The organism is Pseudomonas sp. PIC25 (assembly GCF_002286785.1).
Taxonomy (GTDB): domain Bacteria; phylum Pseudomonadota; class Gammaproteobacteria; order Pseudomonadales; family Pseudomonadaceae; genus Pseudomonas_M.
Genome location: NZ_MUJY01000188.1, coordinates 1 through 15,078 on the forward strand (window position 1 = coordinate 1; position 15,078 = coordinate 15,078).

The 15,078-nt window shown below is 65.9% G+C and carries 9 protein-coding genes; 6 read left to right on the forward strand and 3 right to left on the reverse strand.

Translation table 11 applies throughout. The annotated features are described in order from the left end of the window. Window positions 1–134 precede the first annotated feature (134 nt). On the reverse strand, window positions 135–1,070 hold the full coding sequence (locus BZL41_RS26365; protein ID WP_095602001.1) for a MalM family protein: 936 nt from the start codon (window positions 1,068–1,070) through the stop codon (window positions 135–137). A 95-nt stretch (window positions 1,071–1,165) separates the two neighbouring features. Further along, a complete protein-coding gene (locus BZL41_RS26370) occupies window positions 1,166–2,443 on the reverse strand; it encodes a maltoporin (RefSeq protein WP_095602002.1) in 1,278 nt (425 codons plus the stop codon). A gap of 407 nt (window positions 2,444–2,850) precedes the next feature. Between BZL41_RS26370 and BZL41_RS26375 the strand changes: the two genes are divergently transcribed. Beyond that, a complete protein-coding gene (locus BZL41_RS26375) occupies window positions 2,851–4,509 on the forward strand; it encodes a glucan 1,4-alpha-maltotetraohydrolase domain-containing protein (RefSeq protein ID WP_095602003.1) in 1,659 nt (552 codons plus the stop codon). A gap of 174 nt (window positions 4,510–4,683) precedes the next feature. On the opposite strand, the gene BZL41_RS26380 is transcribed toward BZL41_RS26375, so the two are convergent. Then, entirely contained in the window at window positions 4,684–5,766 is a 1,083-nt protein-coding gene (locus BZL41_RS26380) for a hypothetical protein (RefSeq protein ID WP_095602004.1), read from the reverse strand. Between the two features lie 294 nt (window positions 5,767–6,060). On the opposite strand from BZL41_RS26380, the gene malE reads away from it, so the two are divergent. From malE to BZL41_RS26405, 5 genes are all read left to right on the forward strand, one after another. Beyond that, window positions 6,061–7,248, forward strand: coding sequence for a maltose/maltodextrin ABC transporter substrate-binding protein MalE (malE, locus tag BZL41_RS26385; protein ID WP_095602005.1), 1,188 nt, complete (start codon window positions 6,061–6,063; stop codon window positions 7,246–7,248). Window positions 7,249–7,304: 56 nt separating this feature from the next. Beyond that, window positions 7,305–8,867: a maltose ABC transporter permease MalF gene (gene malF / locus BZL41_RS26390; RefSeq protein ID WP_095602006.1), complete on the forward strand. Its 1,563-nt coding sequence runs from the start codon at window positions 7,305–7,307 to the stop codon at window positions 8,865–8,867. Between the two features lie 21 nt (window positions 8,868–8,888). Beyond that, a complete protein-coding gene (gene malG, locus BZL41_RS26395; protein ID WP_095602007.1) occupies window positions 8,889–9,779 on the forward strand; it encodes a maltose ABC transporter permease MalG in 891 nt (296 codons plus the stop codon). Window positions 9,780–9,962: 183 nt separating this feature from the next. Further along, the gene (malT, locus tag BZL41_RS26400) at window positions 9,963–12,707 is read left to right on the forward strand and encodes an HTH-type transcriptional regulator MalT (RefSeq protein ID WP_095602008.1); all 2,745 of its coding nucleotides are present in this window, start codon (window positions 9,963–9,965) and stop codon (window positions 12,705–12,707) included. Window positions 12,708–12,949: 242 nt separating this feature from the next. Next, the gene (locus tag BZL41_RS26405) at window positions 12,950–15,067 is read left to right on the forward strand and encodes a TonB-dependent siderophore receptor (RefSeq protein ID WP_371916573.1); all 2,118 of its coding nucleotides are present in this window, start codon (window positions 12,950–12,952) and stop codon (window positions 15,065–15,067) included. Window positions 15,068–15,078 lie beyond the last annotated feature (11 nt).

Sequence of the window (15,078 nt, forward strand, 5' to 3'; positions counted from 1 at the left end):
CGTCATATTCCTGTAGCCCGGATTAGCCTTGGCGCAATCCGGGGAAGGTGGCCTGGTGGGCACCGGGTTGGTCCGGTTCGCCAGCAAGCTGGCTCCTACATGCATGTGCGAGTTCGGACCTTCCCGGCCTTTCCTCACTTCACCCTGATCCGCTCCAGCAGATATGGCCGGGCGCTGTCGTCGCCGGCGCGGGTGGCTTCGTCGGCCAGGCGCAGGGCGCGGTCCAGGTCCTGGGTGGCGAGGGCGGCGTCGATGGCCTGGCGGTAGTAGGCGCGGGTTTCCGGCAGTACCGCGGGTTCCGGCAGGGAGGGGACGCGGTTGCCCATTTCCATGCCGACGCTGCGCGGCGGCACATAGGTGTTGGCCTGCTGGCCGGCGAGGCGGTCTTCGATCAGGACCATTTTGATCACCCCCGCCGGAGAATGCTGGGCCACCGGGTCGGGGATGTTCGGCGGTTGGTTGCCGAGTGCCTTGGCGAAGCTCTTGGCCGGGTGTTCCAAGGTGGTCTGCCCGGCCAGGTCCTGTTCGGCGGTGTAGAGGATCAGGTAGCGCTCGTTGCCGGGGTTGTCGCGGTACAGCCGGTCGATGCGCAGGCGGACGTCGAGGCTGTCGCCTTTCAGGCCGGCGGCGGGTTGGTAGACGAAGTCCTCGCGGCCGAGCAGGCGGGTCACGCGGAAGTGGCTGTCGAGCAGCATGGCACTGGGGGCCAGCACCGTCTTGCCGGCTTCGCTGTACAGGCGGATCTCGAAGGAGCGGCTGTCCAGCGGCAGTTCGAAGGCGCGGAAGAAGCTCTTGCCGCTGTCGAACTGGAACGCCGGGGCACTGCGGTCGATCACCACGTTGCCGGAGAAATCGACCGGCAGCGGCGTATAGGGCAGGTCGCGCAGGCTGGTGCAACAGACTTGGGCGGCGGCCAGGTCGTGCAGGGCTTCGTTGCGCGACACTGCCAGGGGTTCGGCGGTGCGGGTGAGGACGTCGGCGCGGCGCAGCGGCTCGTTGCAGCCGGCGAGCAGCAGGCCGCAGAGGCCGGCGCCCAGGGTGATCCGTGTGAGTGTTCTGAGTCGGCTCATGGTGTTCTCGTCGGGTTCGCGAGGAAAAATCCCCGGCCGCGAACGGCCGGGGCAAACCGCTTGGAGCAGCGTGGGGTGAAATCAGTGCGTGCCGGTCATTGCCACCAGGCTTCGACCTGCACGCCGAAGGTCAGGCCGTCGTCGTCGCCGGCATCGATGGATTCGCTGGCGGCGTTGTAACGGTCGCCGTCCCACTTGGCGTAGGTGACGAAGGCGCGAATCTGCGGGCGGGCCCAGAAGCTGCGGCCGGCAGACCACTGCTGGGCAAGAGTGATCTTGGTCAGGTCGCGAGTCTTCTCGCCGTCGGCCTGCGGGTCGATGCGGTCGTAGCCCACCTCCAGGGCGGTGCTCATGATGTCGTTCCACTTGTACACCGGACGCACGCCGAACGAGGCCCAGGTCTGCCCGGAGTCGTTGTCGAAGTCCTTATCCTCGTAGATTTGCACGTACATCATTTCGATGTCGTCGCTGAGGCTGACCACGCCGTGGTTGACCAGGCGGACCATCTTGCCGTCGCTGTTGCCGGTGGTGTTGCGCCCGCTGCTGCCGATGATGCCGTCGGTGCCGTACTGCACGGCGAGGCGGTTATAGCCGCCGAACCAATTACCCTGCTCGTGCTGCAGGGTCACCAGATGGCCCTTCTGGTTGGTGTAGCCGGGATCCTGCTCCTGGAGATCGGTGAGGTTGGCCTTGCCGAAGTCCCAGCCCAGCTCCAGCTTGCCGTCGGTGTTCACGGCGATGTCGGAGAAGCGCACGTCGAGGGTGTCGTTGGCCACGTTGGTACCGCTGCCGGTGCCGTCGTAGACCCAGTCGCCGTCGGTGTTGCGCATCCAGGCGACGTGGGCCTTGGCGAAGCCGAGGTCGATGTCCTCGATGCCGGCGCCGGGGCCGGAGACATCCCAGTAGTAGTAGTCGTTGATGTGCACGTCGTTGCGTCGGTAGAAGCGCTTGCCGGCCCAGAGGGTGGCGCCGGGGAAGGCATCGAGGACGTTCTTGCCGAGCACGTGGAACTGGCGGATCGAGCTGGTGCCATCGGAGAAGGGGTTGCTGTCGTCGCTGTCGGTGGCTTCCCAGTCGTTACCCTGGTTGGACTTGTAGGCGATCATGCTGTCCAGGTAGAAGCTGCGGCCTCCCTCGTTCCACAACTCCTGGCCGAGACCGATCTCGGCGTAGGTCTCGCATTCGTTGCCCAGGCGGTACTTGGCCGGTGCGCCGGCAGCCTGGAAGCATGCCTGGTCACCGCCGTCGGCGGTGGCACCGATTCCCGAGCGCAGGTAGCCGTGGAAATCCACCGCCAGGGCGGGGGCTGTCGCGAACAGCGCGGCCGCGAGGCAAGTGGGACGGAAAAGGCGTGCAGCATGGGTGTCGTTCATGGCGGGTCCTTCTTTTTTGTTGTTCTTTTCAGGCGATGGCGGGCGTCGCCTGCCGTCTGGCCGGATGGCCGGTCGAGGCAAGCGTCGGGGATGGCCGTTGGCCGCACATCCTCCCGCCGGTGCTTTTTTTCGGGAGGAGCGCCAGGGCGTAAGCCAGCGAAGCGGGGGAGGGGCGGCCAGAGGATTTACGCCAGCCCCGGTGCCAAGTTCCGGTGGCGGTGGGCCGGGGAATGCCTACGCCTGGCCACTACGCCGGCGAAAAATGCCTCGGGGAGGTTGGGCGGTGCGGCCGGCGCGTGCAGCCTGGATTGGCCGGTCGCCGAGAACCGGCGGCCTGCCCGCCATCCGGGGGAGAGGTCTCCCGCAGTCGGATGCTCACCCAACAAGTACAAGAAGGGAGCTTTACGATGAGTCGTTATCTACGCGCAGCTTGCCTGGCCGCGGCAGTATCGCCGTGGTTGCTGATGAATTCCCACGCCCTGGCCGATACCGCCGGCAAGAGTCCCGCCGGGGTGCGTTACCACGGCGGGGACGAAATCATCCTCCAGGGGTTCCACTGGAACGTGGTCCGCGAGGCGCCGAACAACTGGTACAACATCCTCCGCGACATGGCACCGACCATCGCCGCGGACGGTTTCAGCGCCATCTGGATGCCGGTGCCCTGGCGCGACTTCTCCAGTTGGAGCGATGCCTCCAACGGCACCTCCGGCGGTGGCGAGGGTTATTTCTGGCACGACTTCAACAAGAACGGCCGCTACGGCAGCGACAGCCAGCTCAAGCAGGCCGCCGCTGCGCTCAACACGGCGCAGGTCAAGGTGCTCTACGATCTGGTGCCCAACCACATGAACCGCGGCTACCCGGACAAGGAAATCAACCTGCCTGCCGGCCAGGGACTGTGGCGCAACGACTGCGCCGACCCCGGCAACTACCCCAACGACTGCGACGACGGCGATCGCTTCATGGGTGGCGATGCCGATCTCAATACCGGTCATGCGCAGAACTTCGCCATGTTTCGCGACGAGTTCGCCAACCTGCGCGGTAACTACGGTGCCGGCGGTTTCCGCTTCGACTTCGTGCGCGGCTACGCGCCGGAGCGGGTGGATAGTTGGATGAGCGCAACGCATGACGATGCCTTCTGCGTCGGCGAACTGTGGAAGGCGCCGGGCGAATACCCAAGCTGGGACTGGCGCAATACCGCCAGTTGGCAACAGGTGATCAAGGACTGGTCGGATCGCGCCAAGTGCCCGGTGTTCGACTTCGCCCTCAAGGAACGCATGCAGAACGGCAGCATCGCCGACTGGCGCAACGGCTTGAACGGCAACCCCGACGCGCGCTGGCGCGAGGTGGCGGTGACCTTTGTCGACAACCACGACACCGGCTATTCGCCGGGGCAGAACGGCGGGCAGCATCACTGGCCGCTGCGCGACGACCTGATCCGCAAGGCATACGCCTATACCTTGTCCAGCCCCGGTACCCCGGTGGTCTATTGGCCGCACATGTATGACTGGGGTTACGGCGACCTGATCCGCCAGTTGATCCAGATCCGTCGTGGCGCGGGCGTGAGGGCCGATTCGGCGATCCAGTTCCACACCAGCTATTCCGGGCTGGTGGCGACGGTGACCGGCACGAGCAAGACCCTGGTGATCGCCCTCGACTCCAACCTGAGCGATCCGAGTCAAGTGGCCAGCGGCACGTTCTCGTCGGCGCTCAACCAGAGCAACGGCCAGATCCGCATCTGGACCAGCGGAACCAGCACGGGTGGCGGTAACCTGGTGAGCGTCAATTTCCGCTGCGACAACGGCGTGACCCAGCCGGGCGACAGCGTCTATGCGGTGGGTAGCGCCGCCCAGCTCGGCAACTGGAGTCCGGCCGGCGCGGTACGCCTGACCGATGTCAGCGCCTACCCGACCTGGAAGGGCGCCATCAGCCTGCCGGCGCAACAGGCCGTCGAGTGGAAGTGCATCATCCGCAGCGAGAGCGACCCGAGTCTGGTGAAGAGCTGGGAGCCGGGGGCGAACAATTCGGTGGTGACAGCGGAGGGGGTGAACACGGTGGGGAGCTTCTGAATGTCGCCGCGTTCGTAGCCCGGACAAGCCTGGGCGCAGTCCGGGAGCCCATCCCGGATTGCGCCGGGGCTTTCCAGGCTCCACCGTTTCGTGGGATGGGCCCGGACGGTGGGAGCGGATTCATCCGCGAATCCGTCTTCCAGCCCATCGCGAATGAATTCGCTCCCACACCAATCACACCTGCCAGGCTTCGGCCTGGTTCCTCGCTTCCCGTAGTTCACTCAGTAATGCTTCCGCTGTCGGTTCGCCGTCTTCCAATACAAAGGCGTCGAGGCGGCGCAGGTCGGCGTAGTGGCGATGCACGGCCTGTTCCAGCCAGTCGATGCGCGCCAGGGTCAAGGGTGTGCAGGTCTGCCCGCCGAGGTCGTCGGCCAGGTCGATGCGGTGGGAGCGCCAGGCTTCGGCCAGGTAGAGGCCGTCGAGACCGTTGCCCAGCGCGCTCTGCCAGCGGTCGATGATGCCGCTCAGCCAGTCGTTGACCGTGGCGTTGGCGCCGCGCCCGAGCAGGTCGTGGCGCAGGTGCCGGTAGCAGTCCAGGGCGATGCTTTTCTCCAGGCGGAAGGCCTCCAGCGCTTCGGTTTCGCTGCGTTGTTCCAGGCCCAGCAGCCAGGCGAAGTAGTTGCGCGTCTCGAAGCGTTCGGCCGCGTGCATCTGTGGGGTGGCGGTGCCGTTGCTGTTGAACCCGGTCAGCGGGTCGAAGCGGTACATGTAGCCGAAGTCGAACAGGCGGAGGTGGCCGTCGTCGAGCAGGTTGCCGGGGCACAGGTCCCACTCGAACAGGCCGTTGGTCACCAGGACGCGCAGGGCGTCGAACAGTTCCAGCAGGCGTCGCTCATCCCATGCACGGACCTGCTCGCCGTCGATCCACGGCGAGAGAATGATGCCCTGGCGAAAGCTGGCGTAGCAGGTGTCCACCACCGCCGACAGGGCTTCGGCCATGCCCGGTCGGGCCTTGAGCGCCTGTAGGTCGGCGCGGCGCTGGACTTCGTTGAGGAAGCTGGTCTGGCCATCGACGTTCTGTACCAGGCAACGTTCGCGGGCGCGCTTGAGCGTCCAATGCCGGCCGTCGGCTTCGATGCGGTAGACGTGGGCGGTGAGGCCACCGGGGAAGCGCTGGCGGACATAGGGTTCGCCGCCGTCGGTAGCGGCCAGGCGTTCGGTCGGCAGCGGGCAATCCTCGGCCCGTCCGACGATGAGTTCCGCGCCGCTGGCAACGAAGGCGAGCTGGGCTTGGTGGCGTTGTTGTTCCGGGGTCATGGGGGCTCCTGGGAGAGGGGCGGCGTTCTTGTGGGAGCGAGGGAATTTGTGTCGCCTGGCTGCGTCTCAGGCATTACAGCCGGACGACGTGGAATGTGACAGGCCGAGACGGGGCCGGGCCGCTTCGCATCGTTCGGCGCGGGCTGGCAGACTACGCCCCGCTTCTACGCCCCCCGAGGCTGAGAGGGGGAGGATGCGGCGCGGACGCGTCTGGCCGACCATGCAGGGACTGCGAGAGCGCTTCGGCGCGCAGTGCTGTGGATCAACAATAAGAAGCCACGAGGACAAGCATCAATGAACAAGAAACTGCTCGGTGCGGCCGCCATCGGCCTGGCCGCCACGCTGAACCTGCCGCTGCCGGCCCAGGCGGCCATCGAGGAAGGCAAGCTGGTGGTCTGGATCAACGGCGACAAGGGCTACAAGGGCCTGGCCAAGGTCGGCGAGAAGTTCACCGCCGATACCGGTATTCCGGTGGAGGTCGCCCACCCCGACGCCGCCACCGATAAGTTCCAGCAAGCCGCCGCCACCGGCAACGGGCCGGACATCTTCATCTGGGCCCACGACCGTCTCGGCGAATGGGCGCAAAGCGGATTGATCGCCGCGGTCGAACCCAGCGCCAGGATCAAGCAGGAAACCGCCGAGTTCGCCTGGAGCGCGGTGAGCTACAAGGGCAAGCTGTGGGGCTATCCGATCGCCGTCGAGGCGCCGGCGCTGATCTACAACAAGGCCCTGGTGAAAACTCCGCCAAGCACCTTCGAGGACGTCTTCGCCCTCAACAAGGAGCTGGCCAAGAACGGCAAGCGCGCCATCCTCTGGGACTACACCAACACCTATTTCACCTGGCCGATGCTGGCGGCCAATGGCGCTTATGCCTTCCGCGACACGGAAAACGGCTACGACGTCAGCCAGACCGGGGTCAACACGCCCGGTGCCAAGCAGGGGGCGGAAGTCCTCAAGCGTCTGATCGACGAGGGCGTGATGCCGCGAGGTGCCGACTACAGCGCGGCCGAGGCGGCTTTCAACAAGGGCGAGACAGCGATGTTCATCAGCGGTCCCTGGGCTTGGTCGAACATCCGCAAGAGCGGCATCGACTTCGGTGTGGCGCCGATCCCATCGGTGGGCGGTGCGCCCAGCCGGCCGTTCTCCGGTGTGATGGCGGCGACGCTGAACGCGGCCAGTCCGAACCATGCCCTGGCCGTGGAGTTCCTCGAGAACTACCTGCTGCAGGTCGAGGGGCTGAAGACGGTGAACGCCGACGTGCCGCTCGGCGCCGTGGTGAACAAGGCCTACATGGCCGAACTGGCTGACGACCCGCTGATCAAGGCCACCTTCGACAGTGCCCAGCAGGGCCAGCCGATGCCCAACGTGCCGGAGATGGGGGCGTTCTGGTCGTCCATGGAGCCGGCCCTGGGCAACATCACCGCGGGCCGCCAGTCGGTGGATGACGCCCTGAACGACGCTGCCAAGCGTATCGCCAAGTGAATCCAGCGGCGGCGGCCCCCGGGTCGCCTGCCGCGCGCCATGAGGCTATAAACAAGATGTCCGTTGTGAATGCCCCTGCCGGAGTGGCCGGCCCCGTCATGAGCGAATCGCTGCGCTATCCCTCGTTTCGCAAGATGCTGCATTGGAGCCTCTGGCTGCTGTTCAATGCGCTGGCGCTGTACCTGGTGGTCGCTCTCTATGCCCAGCGGCAGATCGCCTTCGCCCTGCTCGGGCTGGTGGTGACGGGGATCGCCAGCTACGTGTTCATCAGCCGCCGCACCTATGCGTACCGCTACATTTATCCGTCGCTGGCGGGGATGCTGACCTTCGTCATCTTTCCGTTGCTGTACACGGTGGGTATCGGCTTCACCAACTACAGCGGCACCAACCTGCTGAGCTTCGAACAGGCCCAGCGTTACCTGCTTGGCCAGACCTACGTCGCCGGCGACCGCTATCCCTTCAGCCTGCACGACAGCGAGGACGGCCCGCGCCTGCGTATCGACCTCGGTGCCCAGGGCGTGCTGGTGTCGCCGCCGCTGGAAGGCGAGCCGGTGCAGGGCGAGCCGCTCGGCTTGCAGCCGGAGAGCGAGGTATCGCTCGACGAACCGCTGCCGCTGCGCGACGTGATCAAGCGCCGTGCCGAGCTGGAACGCTGGGTATTGCGCAGCCCGGAAGGCGAGCTGTTGCGCCTCTACGGCCTGCGCGAGATGGCCGAGGCCCGGCCGCAGTACCGCCTGCTGGACAATGGCGACCTGCTCGACAACCGCAGCGGCGAGCGGCTGGTCGCCAACCATGAGATTGGCTTCTACGTGGATGCCGAGGGGCACAAGGTGGCGCCCGGCTTCACCGTCTACACCGGCCTGAGCAACTTCGCCCGGGTGCTCGCCGACCCGGACATCCGCCAGAACTTCCTGCAGATATTCGCCTGGACCGTGGCCTTCGCCGGGCTCACCGTGCTCTTCACCCTGGTGGTCGGCCTCACCCTGGCCAGCCTGCTGCAATGGGAGCTGGTGCGCGGCAAGCCGTTCTACCGGCTGATGCTGATCCTGCCGTATGCGGTACCGGCGTTCATTTCCATCCTGGTGTTCAAGGGCTTGTTCAACCAGAACTTTGGCGAGATCAACCTGCTGTTGAACGGCCTGTTCGGCATCCGTCCCGACTGGTTCAGCGACCCGACCCTGGCGCGCTGCATGATCCTGATCGTCAATACCTGGCTCGGCTATCCGTACATCCTGCTGCTGTGCATGGGGCTGTTGCAGGCGATCCCGCGCGACCTCTACGAGGCTTCGGCGCTGGATGGGGCCGGACCGCTGGATAACCTGCTGCGCATCACCCTGCCGCTGCTGATCAAGCCGCTGGCGCCGCTGCTGATCGCCAGCTTCGCCTTCAACTTCAACAACTTCGTGCTGATCACGCTGCTCACCCGCGGCGGGCCGGACATCATCGGCGCCACCACGCCGGCTGGCACCACCGACCTGCTGGTCAGCTACACCTATCGCATCGCCTTCCAGGATTCCGGGCAGAACTTCGCCCTGGCCGCCGCCATCGCCACCCTGATCTTCATCCTGGTGGGGGCGATGGCCTGGCTGAACCTGAAGCTCACGAAAGTGAAGGTCTGAGACTTTTTCGAGGAAACACCGATGGCCATGGTGCAACCCAAGTCCGCGAAATACCGCCTCTGGCTGACCCACCTGGGGTTGCTGGCGGCGATCGCGGTGATCCTGTTCCCGCTGTTGATGGTGGTGTCGATCTCGTTCCGCGAGGGCAACTTCGCCACCGGCAGCCTGTTCCCCGACAGCCCGACCCTGGAGCACTGGTCGCTGGCCCTGGGCATCCCCTATACCCAGGCCGACGGCCAGGTGATGAACCCGCCGTTCCCGGTGCTCACCTGGCTGTGGAACTCGGTGAAGATCGCACTGATCAGCTCGGCGTTGATCCTGCTGCTGTCCACCACCAGCGCCTACGCCTTCGCCCGCCTGCACTTCGCCGGCAAGGGCACGATCCTCAAGGGCATGCTGATTTTCCAGATGTTCCCGCCGGTGCTATCGCTGGTGGCGATCTATGCGTTGTTCGACCAACTCGGCAAGCACATCGGCTGGCTCGGGGTGAACAGCCATGGCGCGGTGATCGTCGCCTCGCTGGGCGGCATGGCCCTGCATATCTGGACCATCAAGGGTTATTTCGAAAGCATCGACCGCTCGCTGGAGGAGGCCGCCATCGTCGATGGCGCCACCACCTGGCAGGCGTTCTTCCACATCCTCCTGCCGATGAGCGTGCCGATCCTCGCCGTGGTGTTCATCCTCGCCTTCATCACCACCATCACCGAATACCCCATGGCCTCGGTGCTGCTGATGGACGTGGACAAGCTGACCCTTTCGGTGGGCGCGCAGCAGTATCTCTACGACCAGAACTACCTGTGGGGCGACTTCGCCGCCGCGGCGGTGCTCTCGGGCCTGCCGATCACCCTGGTGTTCCTGTACTGCCAGAAGTGGATCGTCGGCGGCCTGACCGCCGGCGGGGTGAAGGGGTAAGGTGGTCTCGGATCACCTGTACCTGTAGGAGCGAGCTTGCTCGCGAAGCTTTTCGCCAGCAGCGCTGGCTCCTACAGGGTGTTGGGCTGAAGGCTTACGTGGGGGGCAGTGGTGGGCGTGTCTACCACCGCCTGTCGTATGCTTCGCCCTTGCCCGGATAACCACAACGAACGGGAGAGTTCCATGAACGCCGCGCCGCCCGCACCGCTGCCGCTGATCCCCGCCAAGCTGACGATGCCCGTCCTGCCGCGTGGGCTGATCGAGCGCCCGCGCTTCGACGAATGGCTGCAGCGCCTGCCGGACGTACGCCTGGCGGTGCTGCAGGCGCCCAGCGGCTTCGGCAAGACCACCCTGGCCTGCCAGTGGGCGCAGGCGTTCGCCGGTAAGGTGGCTTGGCTGCAATTGCATGCCAGCGACAACGATCCGCGCCAGCTCGGCCGTTACCTGGTCCATGCCCTGGATCGCCAGCTCGAGGAGGGCTGCCCACGCAGCCTGCTGCTGGCGGAGCGTGAGCGCGAGCCATTCGACAGCCTGGTCACCCACCTGCTCGCCGAACTGCCGCCGGAGCACGCGCCGTTGCTGCTGGTGCTGGACGAGTTCGAAGCACTGACCGAGCGCGAGGCGATCCGGGCGCTGCGCTTCTTCCTGCGCAACATGCCGGCCTGGATGACCCTGCTGGTATGCAGCCGGGGCCTGCCCGACCTGGGGGTGGCCGAGCTGCGGGTCAAGCACCAGTTGCTCGCCCTCGATGCCAGCCAGCTCGCCTTCGAGAACGACGAAGTCCAGGCGGTGCTCGCCCACGGCCTGCCGATCACCGTCAACCGCGAACAGGTGGAGCGCCTCAATCGCCGCATCGGCGGCTGGCCCAGCGCCTTGCAACTGGCGTTGCAGGAGGTGCAGACCGGGCGCGGCATGGACCTGTTCCTCGACAGCCTGCAACTGGGACATCCGTTCATCCGCGACTACCTGCGCGAGCAGGTCAGCGACGGACTCGACACCGAGACCCTGGATTTCCTCCAGTCCACCTGCCTGCTGGAGCGCTTCAACGCATCCCTGGCGGACCATCTCACCGAGCGCCGCAACGGGCGCGAGATGATCGAGCGCCTGGAACGCAGCGGCCTGTTCATCCAACCGGCCGACCCTCTGCGCCAGTGGTTCGCCTATCACCCGCTGTTCGCCGGTTTTCTCCAGGGCGAACTGAGCACCCACCAGCCGCAGCGCATCGCCGCCTTGCACCTGCGCGCGGCCGAGGCGCTGCTGGTAGAGAACATGCCGGAAGAGGCCGCGCGCCATGCGGTGCTGGCCCGCGATCCGCTGCGGGTCGGGCAGGTCTTGCAGGCCCACGGCCGGCAGTTCTATCGCCAGGGGCGGCTGTCGCTGCTCAAGCGCTGCCTGGAGGTACTGCCTGCCGAGAGCATCGCCGAGTCGCCCCTGTTCACCCTGTTGCAGGCCTGGATCTCGCAGAACCAGTTGCGCTTCGACGAGGCCGAGCGCTGGCTGGCGGCCGGCGAACAGGTCCAGCAGGCGCGCTTTTCGGCGGAGGAGTGGGTACGCCTGGGCGCCGACTACAAGGCGGTGCGCGCGCAGATCGCCATCGCCCAGGGCGACCAGCAGCGGGCGATGAGCCTGGTGCATGAGGCGCTGGCTTGCGAGCCGCTGGTCATGCGTACCTCGCGAGTGGTAGCGATGTCGGTGTTGGCCGAGGCGCACTTCGTCCAGGGCAACCTGGGCGAGGCGCAGAAGCAGCACGAGGCCACCGAGCGCCGTGCGCGGGAGATCAACGCGTCGCTACCGGCGCTCTGGAGCCTCGGCCAGCTCTCCGAGATCGCTATCGCCCAGGGCCACTTACAGAAAGCCTACAACCTGCAGGAGCGGGCGCTGCAATACATCGAGCGCGAGCAGTTGCCGGCGACGCCGGTGATGGAATTCATCCACCGGGTGCGTGGCCAGGTGCTCTGGGAGTGGCACCATCTGGATGCCGCCGAACAGTCCGCGCTGCAAGGCATCGAGATTCTCGATACGGTCGGCAGCCGCTGGTTCCTGCAAAGCTATGCGCTGCTCGCCAGCGTGGCTCATGCCCGGGGCCAGCAGAGCGTCTGCGCCGACTACATCGGCAAGCTGCAAAGCCTGCTGGCCGCCGACGACTACCACGTCGACTGGCTGGCCAACGCCCACGCGGTGATGCTCACCTACTGGGATTCGACCCAGGACAAGGATGCCATCCAGCAGTGGCTGTGCACTGCGCCGCCGCTCAAGCCGGGGGCCAACCACTTCGCCCAGTACAACGGCCGCAACCACGCCCGCGCGCACCTGGCGCTGAAGCAGAACGACAAGGCGCTGCCGATCCTGCGCCAGCTCCAGGTCGATGCCGAGCGCCACCACCTGGTGATGGACCTCAACCGCAACCACATCCTGCTCGCCCAGTTGCACTGGCAGCGCGAAGAGCGCCAGCAGGCCCTGGACCACCTGCACAAGGCCCTGACCCTGGCCAGTACTACCGGCGCCATCGGCAGCTTCCTGCGGGTTGGCAAGCTGCTCATCGTCATGCTCAAGACCTTGCAGCACGAGCGCCGCCTGGACGAGCTGGAAAGCCAGCGCGCCGACCGCCTGATCCAGTTGGCCCAGCAACAACGCGACTTCGGCAAGGCGATCCGCATCACCCTCGACGAGGCGGTGATCCAGGACATCATCAATCGCCCGGACGTGCCCGAACTGATTCGCCATTCGCCGCTGACCCGCCGCGAGTGGCAGGTGCTCAGCCTGATCCATGCCGGGCAGTCCAACGAGCAGATCGCCGAACACCTGAACGTCGCCCCGACCACCATCAAGACGCACATCCGCAGCCTTTACCAGAAGCTCAACATCACCCACCGCAGCGAGGCCGTCCAACTGGCGCGCAGCCTGTTGAGCAAGATCCAGGGGGATTGAGGAGAGGGGCCGTTCGTGTGGGCTCTCGGTCATCGTGTGGGGGCGGATTCATTCGCCCGCGGGGCTATGTCGGTCGAATGAATTCGACCCTACGGGTGGTCATTGTGTGGGTTGTAGGAGCGAGCTTGGGGGCGCAACGTCACAGGCTGCACCTCTCACGGTACCCCACCTCCTGCCGGTCTTGGCACCGCCTCGTTGCATCCGCATAATGTTATGTTATTACATAAAAATCGGATGCAGTAATGAACCTACCTCCTAGACGATTCCTGATGGCCAGCGTGCTGTTCGGCCTGGCAAGCAATCCGCTTACCGCCGAGGCGCAGGACGCCGCGGTGCTCGAGGCACAGACGGTCACCGCCGAGCGGCGCGGCGCCGGTGAAGACAAGGGCTACCGGGTGGAGCGTTCCTCCGGTGCCACCAAGACCGACACGCCGCTGCGCGAGGTGCCGCAGTCGGTCAGCGTGGTGCCGGCCACGGTGCTGGAAGACCTGGATACGCCGCGTATCGAGAGGGCCCTGGACTACGCCGGTGGCGTCGCCCGGCAGAACGATTTCGGCGGCCTGACGATGTTCGAGTACAGCGTGCGCGGGTTGACCACGTCGGAGTTCTACAAGGACGGCTTCAGCGCCAACCGCGGCTACATGAACACCCAGGACGCGGCCAGCGTCGAGCGCATCGAGGTGCTCAAGGGGCCGGCGTCGAGCCTGTACGGCCGGGGCGATCCGGGTGGCACGGTGAACATCGTCAGCAAGCGCCCGCAACAGGATCGTTTCGCCCGTCTGGACCTCAGCGCCGGTCGCTGGGATCGCTACCGCAGCACGCTGGACGTCAACACACCGCTGGATGACGACGGGACCCTGCTCTACCGCATGAACGTCGCGGTGGAGGACAACAAGGACTTCCGCGACTACGGCGCCAGCGAACGGCAGTTCGTCGCCCCATCGCTCAGCTGGGCGCTCACGCCGGATACCCGCCTGCTGGTGCAGGCCGAGGTGGTGCGCAATCGCCAGGTATTCGACCGCGGCGTGGTGGCGCCGGGCAACCATCTGGGCTCGGTACCGCGCTCGCGCTTCTTCGGCGAACCGGGCGACGGCGACATCGAGAACGACAACGACACTCTGCAGGCCGAGCTGGAACACGATCTGAGCCCCGACTGGACGTTGCGCCTGGCCAGCCATTACAAGCGCGGCCGCCTGCATGGCTATGCCACCGAGGCGAACAGCCTGGCCGGCGATGGCTTCACCCTCAATCGCGAGTTCCGCTACCGCGACTTCGACTGGCACGACAGCATCACCCAGCTGGAATTGCGCGGCTTCGTCGAAACCGGGGCGGTGGAGCACCAATTGCTGATCGGCAGCGAATACGAACGCTACACCAAGAGCGAGCTGCTGCTGCGCTCGCGCCCGGTATCGCGCATCGATATCCGCGACCCGGTATACGGCCAGCCGAGGCCGCCATTCAGCACCGGGCCGACCGGACGCAGCACCGACCGGCACGAAAAAGTCGATGCCTATGCGCTCAACCTGCAGGACCAGATGCGCTTCGGCGAGAAGCTGTTCGGGGTGATTGGGGCCCGCTACGACCACTACGAGCAGCGGCAGCAGGAAGATTTCCGCGGCACCCGGCAATCGCAGACGCAAGATGAAGTCACGCCAAGGGTTGGCGTGCTGTACCAGTTCATCCCAGAGTTGGGGCTGTTCGCCAATGCCTCGCGCTCGTTCAAGCCCAACAGCGGGGCGGATGCCAGCGGTGCGGCCTTCGAGCCGGAGCAGGGGGTGGGTTATGAGGCGGGCCTGAAGTTCGACCTGCTCGATGGTCGCCTTGGCATGACGCTGGCGGCGTTCCACCTGACCAAGGAAAACGTGCTGACTGCCGACCCGAACGACACCGCCTTCCAGATCGCCGCCGGCGAGGTACGCAGCCGTGGCGTCGACCTGCAACTCACCGGCCAACTCACCGACGCGCTGCGCGTCATCGGCGCCTATGCCTACGTCGATGCGGAGGTGACTGAGGACAACACCCTCGAGCCCGGCAGCCGCCTGCTCAACATCCCGCGCCACAGTGGCAGCCTGATGACCGTCTATGCGTTCCAGGACGGCGGCCTGCGCGGCCTGGAACTGGGGGGCGCGGTGAATTACGTCGGCGACCGGGCCGGCAGCGCCAGCGACACTACCTTCGAGCTGCCGGCCTATACCACGGTAGACCTGCTCGCTCGCTACCGGGTCAACGAGAACCTGTCCCTCGGCCTCAACCTGAACAATGCCTTCGACCGGACTTACTACGAGCGCTCCTACAGCAACGTCTGGATCGCCCCCGGCGAGCCGCGCAACCTCAACCTGAGCCTGTCCCTGAGTCTGTGACCGGCTGCATC

Excerpts from the sequence above, each read along its gene's own strand:
- BZL41_RS26365 (WP_095602001.1), bottom strand. The coding sequence starts at position 1,070 with ATGAGCCGACTCAGAACACTCACACGGATCACCCTGGGCGCCGGCCTC.
- BZL41_RS26370 (WP_095602002.1), bottom strand. The coding sequence starts at position 2,443 with ATGAACGACACCCATGCTGCACGCCTTTTCCGTCCCACTTGCCTCGCG.
- BZL41_RS26375 (WP_095602003.1), top strand. The coding sequence starts at position 2,851 with ATGAGTCGTTATCTACGCGCAGCTTGCCTGGCCGCGGCAGTATCGCCG.
- BZL41_RS26380 (WP_095602004.1), bottom strand. The coding sequence starts at position 5,766 with ATGACCCCGGAACAACAACGCCACCAAGCCCAGCTCGCCTTCGTTGCC.
- malE (WP_095602005.1), top strand. The coding sequence starts at position 6,061 with ATGAACAAGAAACTGCTCGGTGCGGCCGCCATCGGCCTGGCCGCCACG.
- malF (WP_095602006.1), top strand. The coding sequence starts at position 7,305 with ATGTCCGTTGTGAATGCCCCTGCCGGAGTGGCCGGCCCCGTCATGAGC.
- malG (WP_095602007.1), top strand. The coding sequence starts at position 8,889 with ATGGCCATGGTGCAACCCAAGTCCGCGAAATACCGCCTCTGGCTGACC.
- malT (WP_095602008.1), top strand. The coding sequence starts at position 9,963 with ATGAACGCCGCGCCGCCCGCACCGCTGCCGCTGATCCCCGCCAAGCTG.
- BZL41_RS26405 (WP_371916573.1), top strand. The coding sequence starts at position 12,950 with ATGAACCTACCTCCTAGACGATTCCTGATGGCCAGCGTGCTGTTCGGC.